At 58.6% G+C, this 11,216-nt stretch carries 10 protein-coding genes and 1 other RNA gene; 2 read left to right on the top strand and 9 right to left on the bottom strand.

The window, feature by feature from the left end:
* Positions 1 to 4: 4 nt before the first annotated feature.
* From mraY to rsmI, 9 genes are all read right to left on the bottom strand, one after another.
* A complete protein-coding gene (gene mraY, locus EA797_RS19670; protein WP_122168351.1) occupies positions 5 to 1,087 on the bottom strand; it encodes a phospho-N-acetylmuramoyl-pentapeptide-transferase in 1,083 nt (360 codons plus the stop codon).
* A complete protein-coding gene (locus EA797_RS19665) occupies positions 1,087 to 2,463 on the bottom strand; it encodes a UDP-N-acetylmuramoyl-tripeptide--D-alanyl-D-alanine ligase (protein WP_122168349.1) in 1,377 nt (458 codons plus the stop codon). Before EA797_RS19665 ends, mraY begins: the two co-directional genes overlap by 1 nt.
* Positions 2,456 to 3,919 (bottom strand): UDP-N-acetylmuramoyl-L-alanyl-D-glutamate--2,6-diaminopimelate ligase, encoded by a 1,464-nt coding sequence (locus tag EA797_RS19660; protein WP_122168347.1) that lies wholly within the window; start codon positions 3,917 to 3,919, stop codon positions 2,456 to 2,458. The genes EA797_RS19665 and EA797_RS19660 overlap by 8 nt, the downstream gene beginning before the upstream one ends.
* Entirely contained in the window at positions 3,919 to 5,646 is a 1,728-nt protein-coding gene (locus tag EA797_RS19655) for a peptidoglycan D,D-transpeptidase FtsI family protein (protein WP_122168345.1), read from the bottom strand. The genes EA797_RS19660 and EA797_RS19655 overlap by 1 nt, the downstream gene beginning before the upstream one ends.
* Positions 5,643 to 5,933, bottom strand: coding sequence for a cell division protein FtsL (gene ftsL / locus EA797_RS19650; RefSeq protein ID WP_122168343.1), 291 nt, complete (start codon positions 5,931 to 5,933; stop codon positions 5,643 to 5,645). Before ftsL ends, EA797_RS19655 begins: the two co-directional genes overlap by 4 nt.
* Positions 5,930 to 6,877 (bottom strand): 16S rRNA (cytosine(1402)-N(4))-methyltransferase RsmH, encoded by a 948-nt coding sequence (rsmH, locus tag EA797_RS19645; RefSeq protein WP_122168341.1) that lies wholly within the window; start codon positions 6,875 to 6,877, stop codon positions 5,930 to 5,932. The genes ftsL and rsmH overlap by 4 nt, the downstream gene beginning before the upstream one ends.
* Positions 6,874 to 7,329, bottom strand: a complete 456-nt coding sequence (mraZ, locus tag EA797_RS19640; RefSeq protein WP_122168339.1) for a division/cell wall cluster transcriptional repressor MraZ — start codon at positions 7,327 to 7,329, stop codon at positions 6,874 to 6,876. The genes rsmH and mraZ overlap by 4 nt, the downstream gene beginning before the upstream one ends.
* A gap of 295 nt (positions 7,330 to 7,624) precedes the next feature.
* An RNA gene (rnpB, locus tag EA797_RS19635) (RNase P RNA component class A) lies at positions 7,625 to 7,982 on the bottom strand.
* A gap of 82 nt (positions 7,983 to 8,064) precedes the next feature.
* Positions 8,065 to 8,940: a 16S rRNA (cytidine(1402)-2'-O)-methyltransferase gene (gene rsmI, locus EA797_RS19630; protein ID WP_122168337.1), complete on the bottom strand. Its 876-nt coding sequence runs from the start codon at positions 8,938 to 8,940 to the stop codon at positions 8,065 to 8,067.
* Positions 8,941 to 9,060: 120 nt separating this feature from the next.
* On the opposite strand from rsmI, the gene EA797_RS19625 reads away from it, so the two are divergent.
* Together EA797_RS19625 and EA797_RS19620 are read left to right on the top strand one after the other, a co-directional pair.
* Positions 9,061 to 10,818 carry a penicillin-binding protein activator gene (locus EA797_RS19625; RefSeq protein WP_122168335.1) on the top strand — a complete coding sequence of 586 codons (1,758 nt, stop codon included), beginning with the start codon at positions 9,061 to 9,063 and terminating at the stop codon, positions 10,816 to 10,818.
* The gene (locus EA797_RS19620) at positions 10,815 to 11,186 is read left to right on the top strand and encodes a YraN family protein (protein WP_122168333.1); all 372 of its coding nucleotides are present in this window, start codon (positions 10,815 to 10,817) and stop codon (positions 11,184 to 11,186) included. Before EA797_RS19625 ends, EA797_RS19620 begins: the two co-directional genes overlap by 4 nt.
* Positions 11,187 to 11,216: the final 30 nt, after the last annotated feature.

Raw genomic sequence — 11,216 nt, 5'->3', positions numbered from 1 at the left:
TTCGTTACCTCAACTTCAATGTTGCGAGACCTACCAGCACCAGGATCACCGTGATGATCCAGAAGCGCACAATGACCCGCGGTTCGGGCCAGCCCTTTAACTCAAAATGGTGATGGATCGGTGCCATGCGGAAAACGCGCTTGCCAGTGAGCTTGAAAGAGGCGACCTGAATCATCACCGACAGGGTTTCCATTACGAAAACGCCACCCATGATGAACAGCACCACTTCCTGCCTGACGATCACGGCGATTGTTCCCAGCGCCGCGCCGAGGGCCAAAGCACCTACGTCGCCCATGAATACTTGTGCTGGATAAGTGTTGAACCAGAGAAAGCCGAGCCCTGCCCCGATCAGAGCGCCACAGAACACGATCAGCTCGCCGGCGCCAGGGATGTAAGGGATCAGCAGGTAGTCAGCGAAATTAACGTTGCCTGACAAGTAGCAGAAGATGCCTAGCGCCCCGCCTACCATCACCGTTGGCATGATTGCCAGACCGTCCAGGCCGTCGGTCAGGTTTACCGCGTTGCTTGAGCCGACGATCACAAAGTAAGTCAACACGACGAAACCGATACCCAATGGAATCTCGACGTTCTTCAGCAGCGGCAGAATCAAGGTGGTCTCGACCGGCGTTTGCGCAGTCATATAAAGGAAGATCGCAGCACCGAGGCCGAATACGGACTGCCAGAAATACTTCCAGCGACTAGGCAGGCCGCGGGAGTTCTTCTCGATGACCTTGCGGTAGTCATCGACCCAGCCAATCGCACCAAACAACAAGGTGACCGCCAGCACGACCCACACATAGCGGTTGCCCAGGTCGGCCCAGAGCAAGGTGCTGATGGTAATGGCGCTGAGAATAAGGGCGCCGCCCATCGTTGGCGTGCCTGATTTCGCCAGGTGAGTCTGCGGACCATCGGTACGAACCGATTGGCCTATTTGCCGCAGCTGCAGCGTCCGGATCAGCCAGGGGCCCATCCAGAGCGAAAGTACCAGCGCTGTGAGGACGCCGAGAATTCCGCGCAGGGACAGGTACTGGAAGACCGCGAAGCCCGTGTGGAACTGTTGCAGATACTCGGCGAGCAGCAGCAGCATCAATATTTCTCCATGCCGGATGCGGAAAGCGCTGCGACGATTTTGTCCATCGCTGCGCTCCGTGATCCCTTGATCAAAATGGTTGTCGCGTTGCCCTGCTCCAGGCTTAGCGCATCGATTAAGCTCTGTTGATCTGCGAAATGGCGCCCGCCCACGCCAAAGGCGTCGACGGCATGCTTCATCAGCGGCCCGACGGCAAACAACGTGTCGACCTTGCCTTTGGCGTAACTACCTACTTCTCGATGGCCTTGCTCAGCCCATTCGCCCAGCTCGCCCATATCACCCAATGCCAACACTGTGCGACCGGCGAATCCCGCCAGAACATCAATGGCAGCGCATATGGAAGCGGGGTTGGCGTTATAGGTGTCATCGATCAGGCGAACGCCATTGCTAAGCATCTGCGCGACCCCTCGACCCTTGACAGGCTGCAGACTCTCAAGCCCAGCAACGATATGTTCACGCGCGACGCCCAACGCGCTTGCCGCAGCTGCGGCAGCTAAGGCATTGGCAACGCTGTGCCGGCCGAGAAGGTTGAGCTGGACGCGCACGGATCCGGACGGATCGGTCAGCACAAAATTGGGGCAACCGCGCAGATCGTAGGCGATCGAGGCAGGCAGAAAGTCCGCCAGCGGGCTTTGTATCGCAAAACTCACGACGCGCTTGTCAGCCGCACGTCGCTCCCAGGTCGCATAGGCCCGGTCATCCCGATTGAGCACTGCAACGCCATTTGCACCCAAACCATCGAGGATCTCGCCTTTAGCCTCGACGATCTTTTCCGGTCCGCCGAACTCACCGACATGAGCCGAGCCCGCGTTGGTAATCAAGCTGACATCTGGTTTGGTCAGATTGACTGTGTAGGCAATGTCGCCGACACGTGAAGCGCCTAGCTCGATCACTGCGGCCTGATGCTTAGGTGACAGCTCCAGAAGAGTCAAAGGAGCGCCGAGATCGTTATTCAGATTACCGCGAGTAGCGAGTACAGCGTCGTCACCATAAGCAGCGCGCAAGATGCTGGCGAGCAGCTCTTTGACGCTGGTCTTGCCGCTTGAACCGGTAATCGCTGCAACCGGGCCGTTGAACGCCGCGCGATTCAATGCGGCCAACTGACCAAGGGCGATACGGCTATCGGCGACGACCAATTGCGGCATTTGGACATCGGGCACATGTCGCTCGACCAGTGCTGCCACTGCGCCTTTCGAGGCTACGTCGGCCAGGTAAGCGTGACCATCGAAACGAGGCCCCGTAAGAGCGACAAACAATTGTCCTGGCTCGATCGCTCGACTGTCGGTGCTGACGGAATCGAACGTTGCATCGTTATTGATCAACTCAGCGGATAACGGTGCGACGAGTTCGCTTAAGCGCATGGTTTCAAGCATCAGTACCCCTCCAGGCTGTCAGGGCAATTGATGACTGTTCAAGATCGGAAAACGGCAGGCGTTCACCTTTGATTTCCTGATAGTCCTCGTGACCTTTACCTGCCAGCAAAACTACATCGTCAATGTCACTGCTCGCGATGCAGGCCGCGATGGCAACGGCGCGGCCCGAGATGAAGGCCGCACGATCCGGCGCGACGAAACCCGCTCGGATCTCATTTAGGATCTGCAAGGGATCTTCATTTCGCGGATTGTCGTCAGTAACTACAACATAGTCCGCCAACCGCTCAGCCACTTGTGCCATCAAGGCGCGCTTACCACGATCACGATCACCTCCACATCCGAACAGGCAAACAAGCTTGCCTCGAGTGTGTGGACGCAGGGCAGCAAGTACTTTTTCAAGCGCATCCGGCGTGTGGGCATAGTCGACGACAACTAACGGACGGTCGCCGCCACCCAGCCGCTGCATTCGCCCAGCAGGCCCCGCTATTTTCGGAAGGACCGAGAGTATTTCGTCCAGCGGATAGTTCATGCCTAAAAGAGCACCTACAGCGGCCAACACGTTGCTGACGTTGAAGCGGCCGAGCAACGGGCTGCGCAGGGACCTTTCGCCCTGCGGGGTAATCAGGCGCGCGTGGATGCCATCGTCTTCAAGCCGCGCTTCAGGGCAGTAGAGATAGGCCGATCGGTCACTTTGGCTATAAGCGATCAGGCGAGATTCGGGGCGCTCTACCGCTAGAACGCGGCCCAGGCTGTCGTCCAGATTCACCACGCGGCAGCAAAGTCCGGGCATCTCGAACAGCCGGCTCTTCACTTCACCGTAGGCTTCCATGGAGCCGTGGTAATCAAGATGGTCGCGAGAGAGGTTGGTAAATACCGCGACATCAAACGCCAAAGCGGCGACCCGGCCCTGTGCCAGGCCATGGGACGAAACTTCCATCGCTACAGCACGCGCGCCCTGCTTGCGCAGACTTGCCAGGTTGGCTTGCACGCCAATGGCATCCGGCGTGGTGTGCTGACCGAGTACCAGCTCTCCATGAAAGCCGGTGCCCAGGGTACCGATAATTCCACACCGCTCCCCCATCAAGTCGAGGGCCTGTGCAATCAGATAGCTAACGCTGGTCTTGCCGTTGGTTCCAGTAACGCCAACCAGATGAACGCTGCGGCTAGGTTCGCCGTAGAAACGGCCGGCAATCGCGGACAGCTGACCGGCCAGATTACGGACAGGTACCAGCTCGGCACTGGCAGCGGTCATTTCTGGCGCACCCTCTGCCTCATAGGCGATAGCTGCGGCGCCGTGAGCAATGGCGTCAGCAATATGCACGCGTCCATCCTGCTGATAACCCGGCACCGCCAGGAACAGATCACCAGGACGAACCTTGCGGCTGTCGAGTGTCAGTTCACGAATCAAGGTATCGCTGCCAGCCTGAGGCAGAAGCTGATTCAACGGCATCGGCATCAGATACGCCCTCCCTTGGTCTTGACCGCCTCGGCGGTTTGCACCTCGGCGGGCGGTGGCAGATTGTCGGGAGCGACGTTCATCAGCCGCAACGCGCGAGCCGCTACCTTGCCAAATACTGGCGCAGCGACCAGCCCGCCGAAATAACCGCCCTCGCTGGGTTCGTCAACAACCACGACAATCGCGATACGTGGGTTGGAAACGGGCGCAACCCCAGCAAAAAACGCGCGGTAGGCGCTCTGGGTATAGCCGCCGGTTCCTGAGGTTTTCTTGGCAGTTCCGCTCTTACCGCCAACGTGATAGCCGGGAACCTTGGCCCGGGCGCCACCGCCACCCTCTTCCTCGACAACGGACTGCAACATTCGCAAGACGGTCTTGGAAATCTCCTTATCCATAACCTGCACGCCTTCCTGCGGCCGATCCAGCCGCAGCAACGACATTGGAATGTTGGTGCCCTCGTTTCCCAGCACTGCGTATGCATGAGCGAGCTGTGCTGCCGTAACTGACAAACCGTAGCCATAAGCGAGCGAGGCTGTTTCGGCGTCCCTCCACTTCCTATGGTTAGGCAGTGACCCAACTCGCTCGCCGGGGAAACCAAGCCCAGTAGGCTGACCGAATCCCGCTTGATGCATGATCTGATGCACCGGCTCCGGGCCAATATCGAGCGCAATCTTGCTGATACCGACGTTGCTCGACTTCATGAGGATGCCGGTCAGGTTGAGCATGCCACCTCGCGAAACGTCGCGAATGGTGTAGCGACCTATACGCATCCAACCAGGCAAGGTGTTGATGACCGATTCGGGCTGGTACTTGCCCGTCCCGAGCGCGGCGGCAATGCTGAATGGCTTGACCGTCGAGCCAGGCTCGAAAACGTCGATCAATGCGCGATTGCGCATGGCTGAAGGCTGCAGATTACGGCGGTTGTTGGGGTTATAGGTCGGCTGGTTTGCCATGGCGAGAACTTCGCCGGTGTTGACGTCCACCATCACCAGACTGGCAGCTTTCGCGCCGTACTCCTGGACGACCTTGCGGAGTTCGCTATGCGCCAGATATTGCAGGCGCAGGTCGATCGATAGCGCTAGCGCCTTGCCGGCTTTGGCGTTTTTTGTCACTTGCACATCTTTGATAAGGCGCCCGCGGCGATCCTTGAGCACCTGCCGCTTGCCTGGCACACCTGCCAGCCACTCGTCATAAGCCAGCTCGAGCCCTTCTCGTCCGCGATCGTCGATATCAGTAAAACCGACGATCTGCGCCGCGACTTCCCCTGCCGGATAGAAACGACGAAACTCTTCCTGCGAGTACACGCCAGGGATGCTCAGATCCAGCACCCGCTGGCCTTGCTCAGGAGTTAAACCGCGAACCAGATAGATGAACTCGCGCTCAGACTGGTCGTTCAAGCGCTGCTGCAGCACTCCAGCATCCTGACCGAGCGCTTCGGCCAGTTCCGGCCATCGTGCTCGTGCAGCCTGCAATTCGCGCGGATTACCCCACAGTGTCGTAACCGGCGTGCTGACCGCCAGAGGCTCGCCGTGGCGATCCGTTATCAAACCACGATGCGCAGGGATGGGAATGTGGCGAACACTGCGAGCATCACCCTGGTTCTTCAGGAATCCTTGGTCGATTACCTGAAGATCGACGATGCGCCAGGACAGAGCGCCCACCATCAACGCCAGCAGCGCTAGAACGATGCGAAAACGCCAAGGATATAGGGCGCCCTGAAGCTTCATGGAGCCACCAGCCTGACATCCGCCGCTTCGGGGATGCGCATCTTCAGCTGCTCGGTCGCCAATGTCTCGATACGGCTATGCGCAGTCCAGGTGCTCTGCTCAAGAATCAGACGCCCCCATTCAGCCTGCGCCTTGTCACGCACACTGAGCTCGCCATAAAGCTCGTTGAGCAACTGCCGGTTCCAGTGCGCGCTGTAGGCAACAGCGATTGCCGAGACGAGCACGGAAATGAACAGCACCAGCATTAACAGGCTGCCGTTGGGCATGGCGCGACGAAGCTTCATCATCGCAACTTCTCCGCAACACGCATCACCGCACTACGTGAACGGGGATTGGCCTTCACTTCATCTGCAGACGCGTACTGCGGCTTGCCATGAACCTTGAGCCGCGGCACGAACTTCTCGGGGATGATCGGCAGATCGCGTGGCATGGTGTCAGCCTCGCCTTTGGCGTGACGACGCATGAACTGTTTGACGATGCGGTCTTCCAAGGAATGGAAGCTGATAACCACCAGCCTGCCACCAACCTCCAGAGCTTCTAGCGCAGCCTCAAGGCCGGTCTCGAGGTCCCCTAGTTCGTTGTTGATAAAAATCCGAAGCCCCTGGAACGCACGCGTCGCAGGATTCTTACCTTTTTCCCACGCTGGGTTGGCAACGGCCAGCACCTGAGCAAGGTCAGCCGTTCGCTCGAACGGTTGCTCGGAACGACGCTGCACGACAGCACGCGCCATGCGCCGGGCGAATCGCTCCTCGCCATATTCTTTCAACACCCTGGCGATGTCTTCTTCGCTGGCGGTTGCTATCCACTCGGCCGCACTGACACCTCGGCTGGGGTCCATGCGCATGTCCAGCGGGCCATCATTCAGAAAACTGAAGCCGCGCTCCGGGTCGTCCAGCTGCGGTGACGAGACGCCCAGATCAAGCAGCACACCGCTCAAAGTACCGGCCCAGCCGCGTTGCGACACCTCGGCACCGAGCTCGGCAAAACTTCTCTGCACAACGACAAAGCGGCCATCCTCGGCCGCCAGTGCTTGCCCCGTAGCGATTGCTAGCGGGTCCTTATCGAATCCGAGCAAACAGCCATCAGGCCCAAGCTGCCGAAGCAGGAGGCGGCTATGCCCGCCACGGCCGAATGTACCGTCCAGATAGCGACCATCCGGGCGCACAGCGAGGGCCGCAACGGCCTCGTCGAGCAACACGGTTACATGGTTGTAGCTACTGGTCTGGCTCACAGGATTAGATCACGCAGTTCTTCCGGCAGAGCGCCGGGTTGTTTAATGGCCGCCAGGTCCGCATCAGCTTGAGCGTTCCAGTCGTCCTCGTTCCAAAGGCTGAATTTGTTGAGTTGGCCAACCAACATGGCGCGCTTATCCAGGCCCGCGTATTCGCGCAAACGCGGCGGTACCAATACGCGGCCACTGCCGTCCATCTCCAGATCAACTGCGTTACCTATCAGCAACCGCTGCAGGCGGCGGCTTTCTTCTCTAAGGGATGGCAGCTCACGCAACTTGGCTTCGATCTGCTCCCACTCGGGCAGTGGGTAAATGCAGAGGCATCGATCGACCGCATCGATGGTGATTATCAGCTGACCTTCGCAACGCGAAACGAGCTCGTCACGATACCGGCTGGGCATGGCTAGCCGCCCTTTAGCATCGAGACTGATTGCGTTTGCTCCGCGAAACACGGTTGCGCTTCCCCTGAATTAGCTTTCCATGCCCATAAATACCCACTTCATTCCACTTTTTACCACTTGTGCGCACTATAGAAATGCAACAGCCCCACCGTCAAGGTGAGTCCGACGGGAAAAACCCTTATGTGGCGGGAATTTAGCAACCGAAACGGCGCTTAACGGAGAAGTGGCGGAACTGTTGATACGGGATCTTCAAGGCAAGCAGAAGCCTGCCTTCCAAACTTAAAGTAGTTTGTTAAGAGCAAGATCTTTTTGGACTAAAAACGGCGGGATGTTTCATCGGAAGGGATCGGAGAGTCGATCTGTAAGCCGGGTTCTGTCGAGGACAGTCATTCCTCTACGACAGCCATCACTGACTGCCTCTAGCAACCTACCCGGATCCAGCGCGGGCCACGCCAATGGATCCCTATTTGGTCTTGCTCCAAGTGGGGTTTACCTAGCCGCGGACTGTTACCAACCGCGCGGTGCGCTCTTACCGCACCTTTTCACCCTTACCGGCACCGAAGTGCTTAGGCGGTTATTTTCTGTGGCACTTTCCGTAGGCTCACGCCTCCCAGGGGTTACCTGGCACTTCGCCCTATGGAGCCCGGACTTTCCTCCCTCCCTTTTTGCGAACAAAAAGAGACAGCGACTGTCCGATCGACTCTCCGGCGGCCAGAGTACTTGGCTAAACAGATGCCTGCAAGCGGAGAGGCTCGCCAGCACTGGTCCATCGCCATCTGCAGAGCCCTATTCGCCAGAATTTTTTTTCTGCAATGCCAGCTGATAAAGAAGGTTTTTTCGAACACCCGTAATTTCCGAGGCAAGCGCAGCGGCTCGCTTGACTGGTAACTCACCCAGTAGCAAATTCAGGACGCGCTGCGCATTGGCATCGACAGCCGCATCCGAGTCCGGAGCCTGCCAGCCACCTACTGTCACAACGCATTCACCTCGCTGCTGGTTGTCGTCCGACGCCACCCAAGCGTGCAGCGCACCTAGAGGCAACCCCTTGAGCGTCTCGAATGTCTTGGTAAGTTCTCGCCCGAGCAGTGCTGGCCGATCAGAACCGAACACAGCACTCATATCCTCCAGTGAGTCAAGAATGCGATGCGGGGCCTCATAGAAGATCAACGTGCGCGGCTCTAGCTTAAGCTCCTCCAGACGAGCGCGACGCGCGGTCTGTTTTGCCGGCAAGAAACCTTCGAAGATAAATCGATCCGAGGGCAAGCCTGCAGCGCAAAGCGCTGCGATAAGGGCACAAGCCCCAGGGACTGGTACAACACGGATACCTGCCGCCCGGCAATGTCTGACGAGGTGGTAGCCCGGATCGGATATCAAGGGTGTCCCAGCATCCGATATCAACGCCACATCCTCCCCCGCCAACAGACGCTTTATGAAGCGACTACCCTCGTCCCGCTCGTTATGTTCGTGGCACGCCGCCAGGGGCGTTGCGATTCCGAAATGCTGCATCAGCCGAGCCGAGTGCCGGGTATCCTCTGCCGCAATCAGCGCCACCTCGGACAACACACGAAGCGCCCTTGCGCTGATGTCCTCAAGGTTACCGATTGGCGTGGCGACCACATAGAGCGTACCAGCCGCGGAATTCACATCTCCTGTCGCAGTCACAGGGCGTACCTCAAATACAAAACGCGCATTGTAGCCCGTTTACGGGCGGCAACATCGCAGCCCCCACAGCGCTTGGGTACAATCGACCGACAACCGCCAGCGCCTTCCAGGAATGATCAAATGACGGCCCGTTTTCGCCCGCTTATCTTCTTATTCATTGCCGCCGTGCTTTCGGCCTGCGCCAGCTCACCAACCTCAACGCTGGGTGAGCTGCCCCGTACTCCCCAGGCGTCCACACAGCAACTGCTGCAGGAGGCCGAATCCAGCGATGCAGCAAAAGCCGCACAGCTGCGACTTTCCGCCGCCGATTTGAGCATGCAGCAGAACGATGAGACGCAAGCACGGCAAATCCTCGAGCAAGTGGATATCGAGCAGTTGATGCCGGCGCAACAGATGTTCGCCAAAACTCTGGAAGCGGAACTGGCGCTCGCTGCAGACAACCCGCAGCGTGCTCTTCAGGCGTTACAACACCCCGCTTTCGAACGCCTTGCCGAACTGCCCGTTGAACAGCAGCTGCGTACGCAACTGGCCCGAGCAGAAGCGTACGAAGCAAACGACCAACCCATGGATGCCGCTCGCGAACGGACCTTCATTGCCCCCCTGCTAAGCGGCAATGCGGCCGAGCAGAATCACGAGAAGATCTGGTCACTCGTCTCGTCGATGACTGTCGAGCAACTGCAGCCAACCACAGATCCAGACCTGGCTGGATGGGTATCGCTTGCTGCGACCGTCAAACAAGCCGGCACCCTGGAGCAACAGCAACGCGCTATCGACAGCTGGCTGCAGTTGAACCCGCACCATCCGGCTGCCAATCGGCTACCGGAACCCCTTGTGAAACTCAGGGAACTCGCTGACAAACCCCTTTCACATGTTGCATTGCTGCTGCCAATGGAAGGCCAGCTGGCAAGTGTCGCCCGGGCCCTGCGCGACGGCTTTCTCGCCGCTCACCTGGAAGCCGGCCAGAACCTCAAGATTGAACTCTTCGACAGTACCCGCTTTCCCTCCATCGATGAGTTCTACCGTCAAGCATCCGCAGCCGGCGTGGAACTGGTGATAGGCCCACTGGACAAGGAGACGGTTCGCCAACTGGCTGATCGCGAGCAACTGCCCATTACCACACTGGCGCTTAACTACAGCGACGCCAATCAAAAGGTACCACCGCAACTATTCCAGTTCGGGCTGGCTGCCGAGGACGAAGCCCGTGAGGTAGCGCAACGAGCCTGGGCAGACGGACATCGCAGCGCCGTAGCGCTGACGCCAAGAGGGGAATGGGGCAATCGGGTGTTCCAGGCGTTTCGCCAGCAATGGCAGGAGCTGGGCGGGACAGTAGCCGCGGCCGAAGCCCTGGCCGAGCCCATCGAGCTGGCGAACCAGATAGCCGATCTCCTGCAGATTCGCAGCAGCGGTGACTCTCAGCCCACTCGTCGACAGGACATCGACTTCCTTTTCCTGGCCGCGACCCCGCAACAGGCACAGCAAGTCAGGCCCACCTTGATCTTCCAATACGCGGCTGACTTGCCGGTGTACGCTACGTCTCACCTGCACGCTGCTACTGATAACCGCACTCAATATCTAGATCTCGAAGGCATCCGATTCACCGAAACGCCTTGGCTTCTCGATCCTCAGCTTCCGCTACGCCAGGAGATAGAAAGCAAATGGCCCCAGGCCCGCGGCAGCCTTGGCAGGCTTTACGCGATGGGAGCTGACGCCTATCAGCTCGCAACCCGCCTGAACCAGCTTTTGGCCTTACCGGACACCGAGCTTGAGGGGTTATCAGGGACGCTCAGCATCACTCCAGCACAGAGAGTTCAGCGTCGCCTGCCCTGGGCGGAGTTCCACGATGGCGCCGTGCAGCCCCTTCCGGATACCTCTAATTGATTCCGAGCAGCAAGAAGACAAGCGGGCAGCTTGCTGAAAACCTGGCGCAACGCTATCTGCAGCAACAGGGATTGCGCCCGCTGTGTCAGAACTGGGCATGCCGAAGCGGGGAGCTTGATCTGGTCATGCTTGATGGCGATACAGTAGTATTTGTCGAGGTTCGCTACAGACGCCACGCTGCATGGGGTGGCGCGCTGGAAAGCGTCGACTTGCGCAAACAGCAGAAACTGATCAAGACCGCCCAGCTTTTCTTGCAAAAGGAGACACGCTGGGCAAGACATCCATGCCGCTTCGACGTGGTAGCCATAGGCTCGACGGGAGACGCGATTGGAAATCCGAACTGGATCCAGAATGCTTTCGACAGCTAGCGTTCTGAACTCAACTTGCAACAACTTCTC

This window comes from Stutzerimonas zhaodongensis, from assembly GCF_003696365.1.
GTDB classification, from domain to species: Bacteria; Pseudomonadota; Gammaproteobacteria; order Pseudomonadales; family Pseudomonadaceae; genus Stutzerimonas; species Stutzerimonas zhaodongensis.
This window is presented reverse-complemented; position numbering and strand designations above follow the sequence as displayed.